Annotated in this window: 12 protein-coding genes; 5 read left to right on the top strand and 7 right to left on the bottom strand. The window is 31.9% G+C overall.

Going from position 1 to position 21,261, the window contains the following annotated elements:
- Positions 1 to 59: 59 nt before the first annotated feature.
- The 7 genes from ITB9_RS15750 to ITB9_RS01305 all read right to left on the bottom strand — a co-directional run bounded on the left by ITB9_RS15750 (position 60) and on the right by ITB9_RS01305 (position 17,419).
- Positions 60 to 2,798 (bottom strand): T9SS type B sorting domain-containing protein, encoded by a 2,739-nt coding sequence (locus tag ITB9_RS15750; protein ID WP_054850819.1) that lies wholly within the window; start codon positions 2,796 to 2,798, stop codon positions 60 to 62.
- Complete coding sequence (locus ITB9_RS15745; RefSeq protein ID WP_054850818.1) at positions 2,771 to 9,142, bottom strand: choice-of-anchor L domain-containing protein; 6,372 nt, start codon at positions 9,140 to 9,142, stop codon at positions 2,771 to 2,773. The genes ITB9_RS15750 and ITB9_RS15745 overlap by 28 nt, the downstream gene beginning before the upstream one ends.
- A 395-nt stretch (positions 9,143 to 9,537) precedes the next feature.
- The gene (locus ITB9_RS01325) at positions 9,538 to 9,909 is read right to left on the bottom strand and encodes a methylglyoxal synthase (RefSeq protein WP_054850817.1); all 372 of its coding nucleotides are present in this window, start codon (positions 9,907 to 9,909) and stop codon (positions 9,538 to 9,540) included.
- Between the two features lies 1 nt (position 9,910).
- Positions 9,911 to 10,774, bottom strand: a complete 864-nt coding sequence (locus ITB9_RS01320; protein WP_054850816.1) for an N-acetylglucosamine kinase — start codon at positions 10,772 to 10,774, stop codon at positions 9,911 to 9,913.
- A 94-nt stretch (positions 10,775 to 10,868) separates the two neighbouring features.
- Positions 10,869 to 11,870, bottom strand: coding sequence for a type I glyceraldehyde-3-phosphate dehydrogenase (gene gap, locus ITB9_RS01315; RefSeq protein ID WP_054850815.1), 1,002 nt, complete (start codon positions 11,868 to 11,870; stop codon positions 10,869 to 10,871).
- Positions 11,871 to 11,898: 28 nt separating this feature from the next.
- Positions 11,899 to 12,885: a 6-phosphofructokinase gene (gene pfkA, locus ITB9_RS01310; RefSeq protein ID WP_054850814.1), complete on the bottom strand. Its 987-nt coding sequence runs from the start codon at positions 12,883 to 12,885 to the stop codon at positions 11,899 to 11,901.
- Positions 12,886 to 13,045: 160 nt separating this feature from the next.
- On the bottom strand, positions 13,046 to 17,419 hold the full coding sequence (locus ITB9_RS01305) for a translocation/assembly module TamB (protein ID WP_054850813.1): 4,374 nt from the start codon (positions 17,417 to 17,419) through the stop codon (positions 13,046 to 13,048).
- A 194-nt stretch (positions 17,420 to 17,613) separates the two neighbouring features.
- On the opposite strand from ITB9_RS01305, the gene tsaD reads away from it, so the two are divergent.
- The 5 genes from tsaD to ITB9_RS01280 all read left to right on the top strand — a co-directional run bounded on the left by tsaD (position 17,614) and on the right by ITB9_RS01280 (position 21,252).
- A complete protein-coding gene (gene tsaD, locus ITB9_RS01300; RefSeq protein WP_054850812.1) occupies positions 17,614 to 18,636 on the top strand; it encodes a tRNA (adenosine(37)-N6)-threonylcarbamoyltransferase complex transferase subunit TsaD in 1,023 nt (340 codons plus the stop codon).
- Positions 18,637 to 18,718: 82 nt separating this feature from the next.
- Positions 18,719 to 19,351: a peptidylprolyl isomerase gene (locus ITB9_RS01295; RefSeq protein ID WP_054850811.1), complete on the top strand. Its 633-nt coding sequence runs from the start codon at positions 18,719 to 18,721 to the stop codon at positions 19,349 to 19,351.
- Positions 19,352 to 20,056, top strand: coding sequence for a 16S rRNA (uracil(1498)-N(3))-methyltransferase (locus ITB9_RS01290; protein WP_054850810.1), 705 nt, complete (start codon positions 19,352 to 19,354; stop codon positions 20,054 to 20,056). It abuts the gene before it with no gap.
- 5 nt (positions 20,057 to 20,061) lie between these two features.
- A complete protein-coding gene (locus ITB9_RS01285) occupies positions 20,062 to 20,703 on the top strand; it encodes a DUF4159 domain-containing protein (RefSeq protein ID WP_054850809.1) in 642 nt (213 codons plus the stop codon).
- A gap of 42 nt (positions 20,704 to 20,745) precedes the next feature.
- A complete protein-coding gene (locus ITB9_RS01280; RefSeq protein WP_054850808.1) occupies positions 20,746 to 21,252 on the top strand; it encodes a TrmH family RNA methyltransferase in 507 nt (168 codons plus the stop codon).
- Positions 21,253 to 21,261 lie beyond the last annotated feature (9 nt).

Below are 21,261 nucleotides of genomic sequence, written 5' to 3'. Positions count from 1 at the left end.
AAGCTGAACATAATGTTCAGGCTTTTTTTTGTGTATTACTATTTGCTTTTAAAGCTACTTTAGCGTTTTAGGGTAAAGTGCGCTTTAAATTGTTTTCTGGTGTTGCTGGTATCATTTTGCTCTTTGTAATCTACCGTAAACCAATAATCACTGGTTGGCATTGGGTTACCATTGTAGGTTCCATCCCATCCTGATCCGGTTGGACTTAACTGTTTTATTAGCTTTCCGTAACGATCAAATATGTAAATAACTGCATCTGGTTGATTTGAGATTCCGTAGATGTTCCATGTGTCATTAAACCCATCTTCGTTTGGTGTGAAGAAGTGTGGATAGTCCATGATTGATACTGGTACACTTCGCTCTCCACATCCGTTTATATCTCTTACTGTTATTATATGATCGCCTGCTCCTACATCTGTAAAGGTAAAGCTTCCGTTGTTTGGGATATTACTTTCCCATGGTCCATCGTCTAAACTAAACTCATAGAGTGCTACCGTTCCGTTTCCTGTGGCTGTAACTTCTATGTTGTGAACATCTGCAAAGGCTTCTGTTAATAATTCATAGGTTACTGTTGGTGGCTCACTTTCTTCGACTATAGTCGTATCTGAGTTATTACATGTTGTGGTTACGTTGGTTACTATAACTTCATAAGTACCTGCTTGGGTTGGCTCTAAACTGCTTCCTGTTTCTCCCGAAAGGCTTAATCCGTCTAATAACCACTCGAAAGTATATTGGGTTTCATCTAATCCTGTGTCTATGATTGGTGCGCTGACTACCTCTGATCCATTGGTATTGATACATAGTAAATAACTATCTTCTAAATCAAATTCTGGTAATGGATTTACTCGTAAGGTGATTTCGGCTGTATCATAACAGATTGAACTGTCTACCATGGTTCCGGTTCCATCGTCTACCATGGTGTCGTTATCTACTCTTACATAAATAACTTGTGGGTTAACGATGTTTTCATACAATAATGGTAATGGATTGATTCCTGCATCTGCATCTGATTGTGACTCATAATAACTTACAATGTAGCTTAATGGGTCTTGTCCGTCTAATACTTCTTCGTTTAAACTTTCTAAATCAAATTGTACACTATCATTGGTGGTGTCTCCATCGGTTTCCATGTTATCATCACATTCTGAATAATCTAAGCTTTCCATGTCTGGATTGACTTGTGCTGCTTCTTGAACTTCTATCACAAACGTTGTTGTGGTATCACAACCAGTGATGGTATTAGTGATGTTTACATAAATGGTTTGTGGGTTACTTGTGTTAGTGTATGGACTAACTAAGTCATTCATTGATTGGTCTGCTTCTGCTTGTGTCTCATGATAAGTGACTGTAAAGAGGGTTGGATCTTGTCCGTTTAGGATTTCGTCCGTTTTACTCTCTAAATCAAATCCATATTGTCCGTCATTAAATAACTCGCAATAAATATAATCTGATATTGGCACTACTGCTGGTAATGGGTTAACCATGATATCAAAACTTACAATAGTGAAACATCCTGTTCCGCCTGTTCCTAAAGCATCTGATCCATTTGTTACACGTACATATATAGTTTGTGGTGTAATGGCTATGCCTGGATTGTTTGGATCTTCATTACTATGCATGGTTGGATCTACAATCTGATTGCTTCCCATTAAGGCATCGTCTAAGTCTGTGTAGTAACTTGCACTAACGTTAGCTTCGCCATTGATGGTTGCTACCTCGTTTGTGGTTAGATCAAAGATTTCGATTAAATCGTTTGGTCCGACTACATCTACATCATCACACAACACGATATTATCTGGGTTTGGTGCTGGTGTTGGGTTGGGTAATACACGTATGGTTAAGGTTGTGAATGAGAAACAACCTGTGTCGCCATCGGTAACACGTACATACACTGTTTGTGGATTGGCTGGATTGGTACCGACCATCATGTTAGTGTATTGCGTTGGGTCTGCTATAGCATTACTGTCTGCGGTAGCATCGGCTTGTGTTTCGTAATACGTCACGATCCAACTAGCATCTCCTGCTGTGATTTCATCATTTTTAACGGTTAAATCAAAAGTGGCTATCTCATCATTGTTTTCGTAATAATTAGCGTCTAACTCATCACAAATTGTTAATGGTGTTGGTTGTACGATTACTGGTGGAAATTCTACACTGATTATAAATTCGCCTGTGCTAACACATCCATTGGTATTGCTTACTAAACGTATATAAATAGTTTGTGGGTTGGTCGCGTTGGTATAGTTACCTGTGTTGACTATTGGACTACTTCCAGTGTCTGCATTGGCTTGTGTGGTGTGGTATGTTAGTGTGAAATCTGATGGGTTTTGAGTCCCTAAGATTTGAGGTGTCATTACCGTATCAAAATCAAATTGATTGAATCCATCGTCATTATCATCACAGACTACGTAATCGTCGATTGCTACTGGTACTACTGGTGAGGGTTGTACGTCTAATGGTAGTATAACGATAGTAAAACATCCTGTATTGTCGTTTTCTGCACGTACATAAACCATTTGGGTATTGGCTACAATGTTGGTGTATGGACTTATTAAAACATTAATGTCGTTGATGGCATCTGATTCTGTTTCGTGGTAGCTAATAGTGACATCTGGTTCTCCGTTTAAAATTGCTGTGGTTTGACTGTCTAAGTCAAAACTTGAGAATCCGTCATTGTCATCGTCACATACTACTAATGTTGCTGGTGTGGCTTGTGGTGATGGTGTTGGGTTTACTCGTAAATCTAAAGTAATGGTACTAACGCAATTAGTTACATTGTCTTCGGCTCTGATATACACGGTTTGTGCATTGGCAACATTGGTGTAAGGACTAAAATTTGGTCTGCTGCTGTTGCATTATCGGCTCCGAATTGTGTGAAGTAGTACGTTAACGTAATACCACTTTGTCCGTTTAAAATCTGTGCATTGGCATCTTCTAAAGTAAATTCTTCTTGGGCTAAAGCGCTAGTTTCTCCTGGTAAATCGGTAGCGTTACATAACTCTAATGCATCAGGTTGTACTAATACTGGTAATGGATTAACTACTAAATCCATTGTTGTTATTGTTGAACATCCATTAGCGTTATCGTCTACTCTTACCCAAATGGTTTGTAAATCTGGTGTGGTGTTTACGTAAGCATTTGGGGTTGCTATTGCATTTTGTGGCACTTCTGCATTGGCTAGAGTCTCGTAAAATGTAATTGTGTAATCTGCTGTTGCTAGATCGTTACTGGTATCTGAATCTAACTGGTTTAAAATCTCTGCATTATTTAATTCTAAATCAAAAACCGCAATACCATCTGTATCGTTATCACAAACTTCTAATGGGCTTGGGTCTGTGATTTGTGGGGTTGGGTAGACGATTAAATTTAAAAATACAACCGAAGAACAATCATTATTATAATTATTAATAGATACATAAATAGTTTGATTGTTTTCTACAATATTATAATACGGACTAGTTAAAGCATTTACGTTAAGTTGTGCATCACTTAAAGTTTCATGATAAGATAAATCTATTCCAGGTGCGCCTCCAATAATTGCTGGGTCTGCATCTGTTAATGTAAATACTCCAAAACCATCACTATCTGGATCACAAAATGTTAATGATGTTGTTGATAACAAAGCTCCAGAATTATTGACTATCAAATCAAAATCACCAACATCATAACAACCTGTTAACTGATTTTCTAAACGGATATAAACTGTCTCAGGATTACTAACGTTTTGATAAGATTCTGGATTATTAATTGCAGCATTACCTAATTGCGCATCTATTAAAGAATTATGATACGTAACCATTGTATCAGTTTGATTATTTATAATAATATCATCATTTGAGGTTAAATCAAAAGCTTCTGAATTATCAAAATCATTCTCACATATTATCATATCATCAACAGGGTTTACTGTTGGAGAGGTATTAACGTTTACGATAAAAGAATTTTCGTCTTTACAATTATTAGGAGAAGTTAAAGCTTCTGAAAAAACATACAAAGTTGTTGTTGCAAAAATTTCTGTACCAGCAGTAATCATATTACCAGTTCCGTAAGGTCCATCTGTTTCTGTGTAATAATTATTATTTGGAGATAACATTGGTAATATATAGGAATCACAAGCTTGAACATCCATTGGTGCATCTGCAACCGGAGAATAATCTATGATTACAATAAAGCTATTCTCGTCAAAACAATTATTTGGTGATGTTGCTGTATCAGAATACACATATAAAGTAGTGGTCGTTGTAATTGATGTTCCTTCTGAAACTAAATTACCAACGCCATTTGGTCCTCCTGTTGCTGTATAATAAGCATTATTGATAGACAATTGAGGTAATATATATGTATCACAAGATTGTACATTTGCAGGCGCATCTGCTACTGGTGTAGCATCTATTGTAATATTAAATATGTTTTCATCTGTACATTTATATGGATCAACACCTGACTCTGTATAGATATATAATGTCGTTGACATAGTGATTGTATCACCAGCTGCAAGCATTACTCCTGATCCGTTTGGTCCTCCTGTTTGTGAATAATAAAAATTATTTGGAGATAAAACAGGTAAAACATACATATCACAAGACTGAGCATCTGATGGATTATCTGCTATTGGAGAGGTATTGATTATTATGTTAAAATTATTTTCGTCAATACAAAAATTTGGTCCTGCACCTGTTTGACTATAAACAAATAGCGTTGTCGAGTTTGTAATAATATCACCTTGATTTAATAAAGTTCCTGTTCCTGAAGGACCTCCTGTAGCTGTGTAATAATTATTATTAGCCGATAACTGTGGTAAAACATAAGTATCACAGACTTGTACATCTATTGGTGCATCTGCGGTAGGCGTTGTATTAACAGTAACTTGGAAACTATTTTCATCTGTACAGTTATTTGGTGTAGAACCTAATTCTGTGTAAACATATAAAGTTGTACTGTTGGTAATTTCAGTTCCTGGTGCTACTATATTTCCTGATCCATTAGGACCTCCTGTTGCTGTATAATAGTAATTATCAGGAGATAAATTAGGCAAGAAGTATGAATCACATGATTGGACATCAGCTGGAGCATCTGCTGTAGGAGAAACATCAATAGTTATATTAAAAACATTTTCATCTGTACAGTTATTTGGACTTGTAGCTGTTTCAGAAAACACATACATTGTTGTTGTAGTTGTTATGGCTGTACCTTCAGGAACTAATAAACCTGTACCATTTGATCCTCCTGTCGCTGTATAATAAAAGTTATTAGGAGATAAATTAGGTAATATATATGAATCACAAGCTTGAACATCTACAGGAGCATCTGCTACTGGAGTATCATCAATTGTTATGGTAAGCATATTCTCGTCAGAACATATGTTTGGAGAAACACCATTTTCAGTAAACACATAAAGTATTGTGGATGAATTTATAACTGTTCCTTCAGCTACAATAGTTCCGCTTCCACTTGGTCCTCCTGTTGCTGTGTAATAAAAATTATCTGTAGATAATATTGGTAAAATATAACTATCACAAGCTTGAACATCTGCAGATGCGTCAGCAACTGGAGAGGTATTAATTGTAATTATAAAAGTACTTTCATCTGAACAATTATTTGGAGTAACTCCACTTTCAGTAAATACATACAACGTTGTTGTGCTTGTAAAATCAGAACCTTCTGGTAACATCGTACCGCTTCCGTTTGGACCTCCTGTTGCTGTATAATAAAAATTATCAGGTGACAGTATTGGTAAGGTATAAGTGTCACAAACTTCTACATCTGAAGGAGCATCTGCTACAGGTGATGCATTTATTGTGATATTAAACATGTTTTCATCAGAACACATATTTGGATCCATACCAATTTCTGTGTAAACGTATAGTGTTGATGACGTGCTAATTACTGTTCCTTCTACAACTATAGTTCCGCTTCCGTTGGGTCCTCCAGTTTCTGTATAATAAAAATTATTAGCTGATAATACAGGTAATATATAATTGTCACAGGCATTAACATCTATAGGAGCGTCCGCTACAGGAAAAGGGTTTATGGTTACTGTAAATGTATTTTCGTCTGAACAATCATTTGGAGCAACACCATTTTCTGTATAAACATATAGTGTGGTTGTTGTAGTTATTACAGTACCTTCAGCTATAATGGTTCCGCTTCCGTTTGATCCTCCTGTTGCTGTGTAGTAAAAATTATCAGCTGACAATGTTGGTAATGTATAAGTTTCGCAGGCTTGTACATCTGTAGGTGCATCTGCTACGGGAGATGTGTTTATGGTAATATTAAATAGGTTTTCATCAGAACACATGTTAGGTGCTGTACCAATTTCAGAATATACATAAAGCACTGAAGATGTTGTAATCACTGTACCATCAGCGACTAAAGTTCCACTTCCGTTTGGTCCTCCTGTTGCAGTATAATAATTATTGTTTGTAGATAATGTTGGTAATATATAATTATCACAAGCATTAACATCTGAAGGAGCATCTGCTACAGGAAAAGGGTTTATGGTAATTGTAAATACATTTTCATCTGAACAATTATTTGGAGTAACACCATTTTCGGTATAAACATACAGTGTTGTGGTGGTTGTTATTACTGTTCCTTCAGCAACGAGAGTTCCACTTCCAGTTGGTCCACCTGTTGCTGTATAATAAAAATTATTAGGCGACAATGTTGGTAATGTATAAGTCTCACAAGCTTGAACATCTATTGGTGTATCTGCTATAGGTGATGTATTAATAGTTATGTTAAAACTTTTTTGGTCAAAACACTCATTTGGTGCTATTCCAGTAACTACATATACAAATAAAGTTGTAGACGTTGTAATAACTGTACCTTCATTAACTATTGATCCACTTCCGTTAGGTCCATCGATTGCTGTATAATAAAAATTATTAGGAGCTAAAGTTGGTAAAACATATGAATCACAGACATTGATATCTGGAGAGGAATCTACGATTGGAAAAGGATTAACAATAATATCAAAAGTTGTTTCTGCAAAACAAGTTGGATTTGAATTATTATCAACTCTAACATAAATAGTCTGTGAGGGACTTGCTGTATTAATGTAAGCTGTTGGATTAACAATTGGGCTAACTCCACTAGTACTTTCTAATTGTGTTTCATAAAAACTTACAGTAAAATCTGCTGAATTTTGACCATTTAATATGTCTATTTCTTGAGAGGTAAGGTCAAAAGCTTCTACTCCATCATTCATTAAGTCATCACAAACTTGTAAATCATTAGGTTGTGTAGCAGTAGCAATAGCATTAACTACTAAATCAAACTCTGCAGTTGATGAAACCTCATAACAAGTTGAATCTGTAACACTTTCTACTCTAACAAAAATAGGTTGAGGATTAGTTGTATTTATATAACCATCACTTAAAGCATTTGTACCTGAATTAGCATTTGCTAAATCTAAATAATAAGTAACACTATATAAAGTTGGATCTAGTGAACCTAAAATAGAAGCATCTTGATTTGTTAATGTGAAAGCTTCAAAACCATCATTTGAACTATCATCACAGACTTCAAGGTTTGAAGTTGTATTAATTTCTGGATTTAAAACATTCAATGAAAAAGAATCAATTGAATAACAACCACCACTAATATTTTCAATTCTAACATAAATAGTTTGACCATTTGTCCCTGAATAAGAAGTAGTATTAGAAATAGGAGCAAAATCTAGTTCTGCCTGAGAATATGAGGTGTGAAAGGATACCATTACAGTACTCGGATCCTGAGTTCCTATAGCAGAGGTTTCATTGTCGGTAAAATCAAAAAGTGCAACACCTGTACCATCATCACATAAGCTTAAGTCTGTTAAACTTTGTATTGTTGGGCTAGGAATAAACTCGATTAAAATTGAGTCCGAACTTACACAAGAACCAGAGTGTGTTATATCAACACTATAAGTACCTGTTTGTGTTACATCCAAAGTAGATCCTGTTTCACCAGGAATTAATACACCATTAAAATACCATGAATGAGAATTTGATGGAAGTTCTGTATCCAAAGTTATAGATGTAGACTCACATTGTGCTGTTCCGTTTGCGATGGTAATATCATCACCCAAATAACCACCGACATCAAATGATTTTGCTTTTAAGAACACAGCAGAATTATAAGAAGTGTCATTATAATCTGCTATTATAATTTCAAGTGTATAGGGTACATTTGGAATAACTGTTGCAGATGCTGTCATGGGTTTTGTATATCCTCTTAAACTAATAGGATCGTCTACAAGAGGCAAGCCAGATGTACCGTAATAAGAATCGAAATATTGAGGATTGACTGAGGCGCAACTGGCATTATAAGTATTATCTCTGACTGTAAAAGTTGACACAAAATCTGTAGTACCAGGTACTAACGCAAGGTTTGATTCTACATTGGTTACCAAATTTGTTAATTTAAAAACTAAAGCATCTCCATAAGTACACTGAAAACCTCCATATTCATCTGAAGCAAATAAAAAATCAAAACTTATTGTATTTTTAATAGTAGTGAAATTAAAATCAATTAACGTAGCATCATTAGAGTCTCCAGGATTCATATAAGGAATCATGTCTTCCAAAATGGTACTTCCTGCCCAACCTCCACTACTAACTGGTCCCGTTTTTGGACCTACTAAATCCATTGCTGAACCTGTTGTTAAAACAACTCCAGATTCAAATGGAAAAACACCTGGATCTGCTGTAAAATAAGCAATACCATTCTCTTGACCTACACTAACTCCTGTAAAGTAACTAAAACTTGTTATGTCTGCACAGGTATTAGAAACTAAAACATCTGTTACTAATTCATTAAAACTATACGTAGTTTGGTCTATAGTAATATATTGTCCAGCAGCAGCAGCACTCTGATTTATGTCAGAAATCTCTTTTTTTTCTATATTACTTTTAACAGTATTAGAATTTGAAGATATTTTATTAAAAGCGGTAACTGAAATACCATCTTCTACAAAACATTGGTTATTATTTTGTATTGATGAATTTAAAATGAGGTTCTCATTTAAACTATCGATTTCTGAAACAAAAGAAACTTTGTAAGCATGTAATGCATTTGGAATATCATAATTATTTGATATTGTTGAGGGATTAAAATAACCTGATACAGCAAGTGCTGTGAGGAATATTAGGCTTTTCATAAATAATAAAATGGAATAATAATTAACTAATAGAGTTTAAAAATACTATTAAATTAATTTGTAACTAGCTAAGTAGTTACTTTTTTTACTCGAAAAATGAATAAATAAATTCCTAATGTTTTATATTATTTTTTTATCAACAAATAAATGATATTCAGTATTTTAATAATAATTACAGATAATGCTTGCTAAAAGATTAAAAAAAAGACATGTATATTAACGTATTTATATGCACTTTATAAAGCATTAACAAAATCATTCAAACACCTTAAAATCAATAGTTAACAAAAATTTTCTTACAAAAAAAATAACCCCTAAAATAGTTGACAATTTTGTGAATTAAAATCAACTATTTTAAGGGTTAATGTTAGGTTTCTTTAAAAAGAAAAAAAATTTTATGATGTTTTTAAGGCATTTATAAACAATTCTGCACTTGCTAAATTAGTGGCTAATGGTACGTCATGAACATCACATAAACGCATTAACATTAAAACATCAGGTTCGTGTGGATGCTTTTCTAGTGGATCTCTAAAAAAAATAACCATTTTACATTTACCTTCAGCGACTCTTGCTGCGATTTGTGCATCTCCACCTAAAGGCCCAGATAACATACGTATAACATCAAATCCTGCTTTTTTCACTTTTTTACCAGTGGTACCTGTAGATATTAAAGTAATTTCTTTTTGATGAAAAACAGCTTGATGCTCGTTTAAAAACTGAACCATTTCGGCTTTTTTACCATCATGAGCAATAATTGCTATTTCCATATTATTCTAATGTATTAGTATGAAAGGCTACTAACCCTTCAATTGGTCTTCTTTCAAAATTACCAACCTTAAAGTTTAATTCTTCTGCAACAGCTTTAATTTCATCTTGACAGAAAAATGCAATCGAACCAGCAAAATGAACAGGAACTGTTTTTAATTCTTCTTTGAATTGTAAAATCATGTTTTTAGCAAATCGTCTTATACCAGATTTTATTAAATTGATAATATAATCAGAGTCTTTATTTAAAATCATAAACTCTGCAAACTGAGCTAAATATGCATTTGGATTTGGTTGCTTGTATAGGTTATATTTGATATAATCTGCGTCTAAATTATATTTATCTGCAAATGCAATTTTAATTTCTTCTGGCATATGATTAAAATAATAATCACGAATTAATTCTTTACCATAGTAATTACCTGATGCATCATCCATAAGTGTGTAACCTAATGATTTTACACGTTGATGTAATATTGAACCGTCATAATAACTACAATTAGATCCTGTACCTAAAATACAAACTACAGCTGCTTCTGTTGGTTTATTAATGGTAGCATACACTGCTGCCATAGTATCTTCATCAACTAAAATTTCTGCATTTGGAAAAAATTCTTGTAAGGCTGTTTTTAGTAATAAACGTGGATTTTCTGTTCCGCAACCTGCTCCATAAAAAAAGACGTGAGATACTTCATTTTTATTATCAAACAAAGGTGTACTCTTTTTTAAAATTTTACTTATTTTCTTTTCAGAAAGTATTGCAGGATTTAATCCTTTGGTTCTTATTTTTTCAAGTAATTGGTTACCGTTTTTATCAACTGCAATCCAATCGCACTTTGTAGATCCACTATCAACAACTAAAATCATATATTAAATATTTATGGTAAGATAAAAAAAAGCACAGTAAAAAAGATACATATATCTAATTACTGTGCTAAAATTATTTAAAAAATAACACGTTTTATAGCGTGTTAATTTTTTGTGCTAAGTCTACTAATTTATTTGAATATCCAAACTCATTATCATACCAAGATACTAACTTAAAGAATGTAGAGTTTAACTCGATAGCAGAATCTGCATCAAAAACACTTGTTTTAACTTCACTTACAAAATCTTGAGATACTACAGCTGCTTCAGTATAACCTAAAACACCATTCATAGATCCTTCAGATGCTTTTTTCATGGCTGCTTTAATGTCTTCTAAAGACGTTTCTTTTTTAGTTTTAACTGTTAAGTCAACTACAGATACATCTACTGTTGGCACTCTAAAAGCCATACCTGTTAATTTACCATCTAATTCAGGAATTACTTTTCCTACTGCTTTAGCAGCTCCTGTTGATGTTGGAATAATATTATTTAAAGCACTGCGTCCTAATCTATAGTTTTTACGAGAAGGTGCATCTACTGTAAATTGTGTAGAAGTTGCTGCGTGAATTGTTGTCATTAAAGCTTCTTCAATACCAAAATTATCTTCTATAACTTTAGCTATTGGCGCTAAACAGTTTGTTGTACATGATGCATTTGATACGATTGTATCTGAAGCTGTTAATTTATCATCATTTACACCCATTACAAACATTGGTGCATCTTTACTTGGTGCAGAGATTACTACTTTTTTAGCTCCACCTTCAATGTGGTAGTTAGCAGTTTCTAAAGTTGTAAAAATACCAGTACATTCTGCAACTACATCAGCTCCAGCTTCATCCCAATTTAAATTTTTAGGATCTCTTTCTGCAGTTACTCTAATTGTTTTACCATCAACTATAAGGTTACCATCTTTAACTTCAATAGTACCATCAAATCTTCCGTGTACAGAATCATACTCTAATAAATATGCTAAATGGTCTACATCTAACAAGTCATTAATTGCAACAACATCTACGTCGCTACGTTTTACTGTCGCTCTAAATACTATACGACCTATTCTTCCAAATCCGTTAATTCCTAATTTTAATGTTGACATATTGTTATTTTGTTTAATTCAATTTATATTAAGTGGTCATTATGTCTGACACACGTATTAATTCTTCGTTTATTTTTGATTTTCCTTTTACTGCTTGTTCTAATGGTGTTAAGTCAATTTTATCGTTAACCAATCCTACCATGTAATTAGATTTTCCTTCTAGAAGACTTTCAACTGCTTTTACACCCATTCTACTAGCTAAAACACGATCAAAACATGAAGGAGATCCACCACGTTGCATGTGTCCTAAAACTGAAACTCGTACTTCGTACTCTTCCATATTTTCTTCCACATAATCTTTAAGTTCAAAAACATTTTTACCAATTTTATCACCTTCTGCAACAACTACAATACTGGATGATTTACCTGACAATTTACTTCGTCTTAAAGATTCTAATAATCTGTCCAGACCTAAATCTTCTTCAGGTATTAATATTTCTTCAGCTCCTGCTCCAACACCTACATTAAGAGCAATATGTCCAACGTCACGTCCCATAACTTCTACAAAAAACAATCTGTTATGTGAGCTGGCAGTATCTCTAATTTTATCTATAACTTCAACTACCGTATTTAAAGCTGTGTCATAGCCAAGTGTGTGTGAAGTCCCATAAATATCATTATCTATGGTTCCAGGAATACCCATTACTGGGAAATTAAATTCTTGATTAAAAATTAAGGCTCCTGTAAATGTTCCATCTCCACCAATTGTGACTAGTGCGTCCACGTTGGCTTCTTTTAAAGCTTCATAAGCTTTTTGACGACCTTCTTTAGTACGAAACTTTTTTGATCTAGCCGATTTTAATACTGTACCACCTTTATTAATAATGCCTTTTACATTACGTGCAGTAAGCTCTTTAAAATCACCTTCAATCATACCTTCATAACCACGATAAATACCTACACACTCTATATTATAATAGGCACAAGTTCTGGCTACAGAACGTATTGCTGCATTCATTCCTGGAGCATCTCCTCCAGAAGTCATAACAGCAATTTTATTTATTTTTTTTGACATATTTTTCTCTTAATAAAGTAAATCTACTAAAGAAAAATAATATATAACATTGGTTTTACTAAAATTTAACGATAAGCCTAAAACTATAACGTTTTCGTTAATAACTTAATAAAAAACAGTAGGTTAAATTGAATTTATGGATAAAATATGATGGTAAAGTCTACTCTTCATCAAAGGACATATCATCAGGAAAAAATGTGCCTTTATCATTTTGAGGTTGTGGTGTATTTGAAGGAGACTCTTCTTTTTTATCTTCTTCCTTCTTATTAGGATTAAAAATTTTGTGCAATAATTCTCCAAAAGTATCAAATGAAACGCTGTAAGATAAACCTACACCTTGAGTATACCCTACTTCTTCACCAAAGTTTCTGATACTATTTTCACGATTAAAAACTTTTGCAGTAAGCGTACCTTCTTCATTTAATAAAAAATCGACTTGAACATCTCCTGCAATTACAGAATCACCAAGACCACCAACAGGCACACCTACTTTACCATTTATTAATACACGATCTGATATTTGTGTTTGTAAAGTTAAACCAACACGATTATCTGTTTGATAATCTGGATTGTTTTGTCCAGCTTCAAAATTAACACCTATATTAAATTTACCATCACCTGTAGAAAGTAGATTATTAACTAAACTATTTAAACGTTCTGTTAAAGTACCTGTAAAATTAACATCGTCCAAACCACTACTAAAACCTCCTGTAGTAATTAAGTATAATGCTTGACTCTCTCTTTCTTCTTTTGAATCTAATCTATAATTTAACTCAGATTTTATAGTTGATTCTGTTGTTGGAAATGCATAACTATAGTCTATAGTTGGACGCTCTAGTTGATCTGATAATTCAATTAATAAATCTACAGGAATACTTCTACTAATTGGGTTATCTAATAAAGGAGAAGGGTTTGCTCGTGTTGAGTATTTAGCTTTTATATTGATGATTGCTTCCAAAGGAGACCCATTCCATTGTAAACTACTTACATATGGCACAACAGTAAATTTCTTCTCAATAACACCTCCATATAAGAAATTATAGAACCCTTCATAAACTACAAAATCACCATACATATCAAACTTATCATTGGTATTAATTTCAATTAATAGACCTCCTACACCACGACCACTAATAGTACTACCAGATGTTTTGTCTATTAAAATTTCAATTTCTGCATCTTCAGTAACATCTAATTCAAAATTAAGATCTAATCCAGATTCCTCAGCTACTTCAAAAGCAACTCCATCTTGTTTTGCTTGCTTTTCTTCAGGACTTAAAAAATGAATAATAGAATTGTCTCCAAAAGACTCGTTATCATTTAATGGAATTTTAAATACAGTTCCTTTTTTAGTTTCACCAATAACGTTAATACTTAAACTCTCTGTTGGACCATAAATTCTAGCCGAACCACCAATAAAACCGGTTCCATAGTACAAAGATTCTTCATTTTCTTTTGTATCTAAAACTAATAATCTAGGTGTTTCAAGATTTAAATCTAACTTCCATTTTGAGAAATTAGTATGACTAATACTTCCATCTAAAACCGCTTTAGAGTTTTCTTTTACATCAGTAATATTAATAGTATTAAAATTGAAGGTTTGATCTTTAAGTGTAACAGAGGCTTGATCTTGGAAAGCATAATCTACATTTAAGTAAGGTACACCAATACCACCATTATCTATTTTTAAAGAACCATTAAAACTTGGTTTATTTAGCTTACCAATCACTTTAACATTACCATAAACATCCCCTCTAATTTTATCTAATACACCTTCTAAAAATGGGTTTAAAATCTGAAGATCAAATTTATTAAAGTCTAAATTAACACCAATTAAAGCTTCGTCATTTTTAATATTTACATTCCCTTTAGCTACAAAAGAATTAGTATCGTCATCTTTAATTTTGGCACTTATCAAATAGCTAGACAAATCTGCATTTCCTTTTATTTTGGCATCAAATGCACCATAAAAGGTATTATTTACTTCTAAATCATCAATAATTAAAGCAGCATTTGGTAAATAGTTTCCGTTTTCTTGAAGGACATCCAAATTACCATTAATATTACCTGCTAATGATAAACCTGAAATTTCAGGAATAATTTTATTTAAATCTACATCTTTAAAATCTAACTTTAAATCTTTATAAGTAGAGTCTCTAATAATACCAGCTAATTTAATCTCTTCGTTTTGATGATTCAATACAAATTCTTCAATTTTGAAATCTTTAAAATCACGATCAAAAATTACTTTATTAAATTTATTTTTATCCTCATTAATTAACCACTTATTATTTTTAAAAGTTACATCACTCTTTTTAAAACCTAGTACTGATAAATTATCTTCGTTAATTGTATGGTAAAAACTTAGGTTATAAGCATCATCGTTACGTTTTCCTCCTTTAAATTCTGAGCGCATAAATAACGTATCATTAAGAGTTACGTTAATTAAATTAAATTTTGAAATGTTGTAATGTTTGGTATAAACGCTATCTACTTCTACGTAAGTATTAAACAGTGGATTGTTATTATCTACTTGTACCTCTATAGTGTTTGCAAAATAATCTAAAAGCTTGATTTTTGGAGATTTAAAAGTTAATTTAAATGCTTTTTCATTACTTTCTACACGTCCTTTAATAAAAGTATTTGCTCCTACTTCTACTTCTGGTAAAAAGACCTCAATAATTTTATTATAAATTTTAAAATTGAAATCTACGTATTGGTTTTCCTCTATGTTATTTGGTACGTAGTTAGCATATATACTTTTAAGCGAATTTTCAAAAAGAAGCTCTAAATCATTAAATTTAAAGTTTCCGCTTAATTGACCTTCAATAATTTCTGGTGAATTTACTTTTATAAATCTTTCATTTTCTAAAAATTCTGAACTTATTGCAAAATCTTTAAAAGTGTAAGTATCGTTTTCGTTTTTATAAATTGTGTTTTTAAAATTTATACTACCAACAGCGTCGTCTATATTAGTTGCACTCATTTTCATATCTACAATTCCTGTAAATTCTGATTGTTGATCTCTTTTGTAAAAATTTAAAGCTTTAAAGTTAGCATAGTCTACTTTAGCCACAAAGTCAAAAGTTTTCACCTCTTGAGACAGGTCTGCCAAACCATCAAACTCTAATTTTAAATTTTTATCTAAAGACAGTAATTTTCCGTTAAATTTTCTTTGTTTGTATTGACCATTAACTGCAATGTTTTGATAATTGTAGTTATTGTAATTAATACTATAGACGTCTCCTTTTAATTGTGTTTTTAAGTTATTCTTTTTAAAACCAACACCATCAACATCTACATTAAAGGAGGTTTTACCTAATTTAGGATCATCTAATAAAATACCTAAATCAAATTCGTCAAGAATAACATTACCTTTGTATGAGGCATAATCTATATTGTCTATTTCAGACATTTCTAAATCACTGTTTACAATACCCAATGAGGTTGCAATTTGTAAATTTGCTTTGATAGTATGAGGTGTGATATGGCTTTTACCAACTGCTGTAAAATCTCCTAATTTACCAAATAATGACGGAATAGACTCGCCTAAAACATTAGGTAAAAGGTCTTTTAAATCTCTATAATTTGAAGATAAATTATCAAAATCACCTTCCATAGAAAAGTTATTAGCTTCGCTATTAAATAGGTTTTTAAAGTTTATATTTCCATAAATTTTGGTGTTTCGACTGGTTTCTAACTTTAAATTCTCAGTTGTCAAATTATTAAGAGTACCAGATAATACAGTCGAAAAATTAGCGCGTTGATTTTTACCAAATTCGTTATAAAATACATTTAATTCATCTAATAAAACACTACCATCTGTAAAGTTAGCAGACACTAATACTTTGTCTTCAAACTCTTTAAAATCTTCACGATTATAATTAAAACGCAATGCTCCTTTTACAAATGATTCTGGTGTTTTAATATTTAAATCATCAAAACGCATTTCTGATAAGGTGTAAGAAAAATTAGATGTTAGATTTTCTAACTTTAAACCTCGACTATCATTAAATTGCATGGTATTGATACGTGATCTAACATCACTACCATCAATAACAAAATTGGTTCCGTTTAAGTTTATATTATCAAACTGTAATATTTCTGGAGTTGTTTTGTTTTGATCAATCAGTCTAAATGTACCATTACTAATTGTAATGTCGCTAGAAGACATTAAAAACGTACTTTTTTCTTTTCTTGGGTTATTGTCATCAAATCTAGCAACAAAAACATCAAGATTGGTATCAGATTCGTCTTTATAGGTTACTATATTAAAAACTAAATCTTCTAAATCTATATCACCAAAATTAAGTGTCCCTTGACTTAATTTTCTAAAATTAATAATAGAGGTATTTAACTCTGAAGCACTTATTAATGTGTCTTTTTTATAATCTTTAATTAGGATGCCTTTAATTTGCACGTCACCATTAAAATGCAATCCTATTTTTTCAATATTAATATTGGTTTTATATTCTTCATTTAACCAATTAGTTGACCACTTACCTAAACTTGTTTGCACAGCTGGAATAGACATCACTAATATAAATATGACGAAAAGCAACAGTAAAATTGCTATAAGTTTACCTACTATTTTTAGAAATTTTTTGATACGTTTTTTAAGCTTAAAATTTATTTATAATATCTTACTTTTGCTTTAAGTAAAACAAATGTAATTTAGTTGTTAAACAATACACCAAAATTAACAATTATTATGCCTAAAAATAACTAATGACTTCACAAAATATTTATATCCTCGGAATTGAAAGTTCTTGCGACGATACTGCAGCTTCTGTTATCCTTAACGGAAAGATCTTAAGTAACATTGTTGCAAGTCAAAAAATCCATGAAGAATATGGTGGTGTTGTCCCAGAATTAGCTTCTAGAGCACACCAGCAAAACATTGTTCCTGTGGTTGATCAAGCTTTAAAAAAAGCAGGCATCACTAAAGCACAACTTAGTGCTGTAGCGTTTACTAAAGGACCAGGATTAATGGGTAGTTTATTAGTTGGTACTTCGTTTGCAAAATCTTTAGCATATGGTTTAAACATACCGTTAATTGATGTCAACCATATGCAAGCTCATATTTTAGCGCATTTTATTGAAGAAGACGGTTTTAACAAACCTCCTTTTCCGTTTTTAGCAATGACTATTTCTGGTGGACACACACAAATAGTCAAAGTCAATCATTATTTTGATATGGATGTTATTGGAGAAACTATTGATGACGCTGTTGGAGAAGCCTTTGATAAAAGTGGTAAAATTTTAGGTTTAGGATATCCTGCTGGTCCACAAATAGATAAACTTGCTAAACTAGGTAACCCAAAGGCTTTTAAATTTACTAAACCAAGAGTAGATGGATTAAACTTTAGCTTTTCTGGTTTTAAAACTGCAGTTTTATATTTTATCCAAAAACAAGTCAAACTAAATCCTAATTTTATCACAGAAAATTTAAACGACATTTGTGCCTCAATACAATATACCATTATTGGTATATTAACAGACAAACTTAAATTAGCTGTAAAACAGACAGGTATTTCACACATAGCAATTGGTGGTGGTGTATCTGCAAACTCAGGAATTAGACAAGCTTTAAAAGATGGAGAAGCTAAACATGGTTGGACAACTTATGTTCCTAAATTTGAATTTACAACTGACAATGCTGCTATGATTGCTATTGTTGGTTACTTAAAATTTTTAGAAGGTGACTTTGCCGAGCAAAATGTAATGGCTAACTCTAGATTAAAAATTTAAATTACCGTGTTAAATCAGTACGAATTTTATCCTATAAAACTTTATTTTTTTGTTTTTTTGTCAAAACAAACATAATTCAAACATGAAAAACCTACTTAAGCTTGCCATTTGCCTACTAACCATTACAACTGTTGCGCAAAAATCATTAAAAAAAGAATTAGATACAATTGCAACCGTTGAGCAAGCTGAAAAGTTTTTAGAAACTAAAAAATCTCGAAAAAATAAAATTTTAGTTTTTAACGAAGCTAAACACAAAACCAAATTAGCAGCAAAACTTTTAAACAATAGCGTTGGAAGTACAGAAGTAGTTAAAACAGAGTTTAATACCACACATTATAAAATTGTAGATAAAACTAACGACAGACATTACAGAATTAGTTACATCTTTTTTGATGGAAATCAAGTTGAAGCTTCAAAAATTGTAAAATATAAAAACAACATTTTACAATCATATAAAGATGGTATAAGCTTTGACGACTTAGCAAAACGATACTCGATGGACAAAAACGCAAATCGTGGTGGTGATTCTGGTTGGTTAAAAGAAGGAAGTATGCCTGCTGAAGTTGAAGAACAAGCTTTTAATTTAGATAATAAACTTGGTACATTATATACAGTTAGAATTGCAGAACCAAATGCTTTTTATGTTATTTTAAAAACCGAACGCATTAAAAAGATAAAAGAAATTAAAGTTTTAAAAGTGATAGCTAAAGACTAAATGCAATTATTTTACAACCAAAATATTGAAGCAGATACCAAACAATTTACGTTTCCTAAGGACGAAAGCAGACATATTGTAAAAGTCTTGCGTAAACAAGTTGGAGATATCCTTAACATTACAAATGGTAAAGGATATTTATTTAAAGCTGAAATCACTATAAATGACCAAAAAAATTGTGTTGTAACTATTATTGAAACAACTTTACAACAACCGCTAGATTACACCTTACATTTAGCGGTTGCACCAACAAAAATGAATGACAGATACGAGTGGTTTCTTGAAAAAGCTACCGAAATTGGCATAACAAGCATTACACCTATTATTTGCGATCATAGCGAAAGAAAAATAATAAAGGCGGAACGTTTTGAAAAAATTATTCAGTCTGCTATGAAGCAATCTTTAAATTGCTACTACCCTATTTTAAATCCTGCAATGTCATTTAAAGAATATTGTAATCAAGACTTTTCTGGTAATTTATATATTGCTCATTGCGAAGAAACAGATAAAAAATCTTTAAAATCTCAAGTAAAGCCTAATACTGAAATTACAATCTTAATTGGACCCGAAGGCGATTTTTCTGTAAAAGAAATTAATACTGCTATCCAAAATAAATTTATTCCTGTAACTTTAGGACAAACACGACTACGTACAGAAACTGCTGCAATAGTTGCATGTCATAGTGTTGCATTTATAAACGAATAAAATTTATGAAATTAAGACTTACTATTCTCTTTACATTTTTCACACTTTTAATGTATGGTCAAGATTTAGCCATTCTTAAATACAAAGGTGGTGGTGATTGGTATAGTAATCCAACTGCTTTACCCAATTTAATACAATTTTGCAATAATAATATTAATACACAAATGACTGCTAAACCAGAAACTGTAGAAGCAGGAAGTATTGATATTTTTAGGTTTCCGCTGTTGCATATGACTGGACATGGAAATGTGTTATTTGATGATGACGAAGTAGATAATCTTAGAAATTATTTAAAAGCTGGAGGTTTCTTGCATATTGATGATAATTACGGAATGAAACCCTATGTTATTAAAGAATTGAAGAAAATTTTTCCTAATCAAGAATTAGAAGAATTACCCACAACTCACCCAATATTTAGTAGTGCTTTTATTTTTAAAGATGGACTACCAAAAATACACGAACATGATGGTAAAAGACCACAAGCTTTTGGACTTTATCATGAAACTAGATTGGTAATACTTTTTACTTTTGAAAGTGACTTAGGTGACGGTTGGGAAGATCAAGAAGTACATAACGACCCTGAAGACGTTAGATTAAAGGCTTTAAAAATGGGAGCAAATATTGTAAAATATGCTTTTGAAAACTAAGTGTTTATTTTAAACATTTAGATAACATTTGATAAAAATATCATGCAACATACACACTATACGTCTACTTTTACGCAAAAAAAACATCCTATTACAATAATTTGCGAAAACGTTACAAATGCACCAAATATTGGTAGTCTATTTAGAGCTTGTGATGCTTTTGGAATTGAAAAATTAATATTCTGCGGAAGTGATATTCCTTTAGGTCGAAAAATGACCAAAACATCACGTGCCACAGAAAAAGTTGTAAATTATCAGGTAGAAGAAACCATTCTACCAATTGTTAATAAACTTAAAAATGAAGGTTTTACAGTTATTTCTTTAGAGATTACTACAAATAGCCAAGCTTTAAACCAATACAAATTTAACACTTCAAAACCTATTGCTTTGATTATTGGAGATGAAAATTTTGGAGTTTCGGAAGAGATCTTAAAACTAAGTGATGCAACACTTCACATCAACATGTTTGGACAAAATAGTAGCATGAATGTCGTACAAGCAACCAGTATTTGCCTGTATGAAATTACCAAACAATTTTCAACTAAATAAAATTCAAAA

It is taken from the genome of Olleya sp. ITB9 (assembly GCF_001315805.1).
Taxonomy (GTDB): domain Bacteria; phylum Bacteroidota; class Bacteroidia; order Flavobacteriales; family Flavobacteriaceae; genus Olleya; species Olleya sediminilitoris.
Note: the sequence above shows the minus strand (reverse complement) of the source record. Positions and strands in the feature narration are given on the sequence as shown.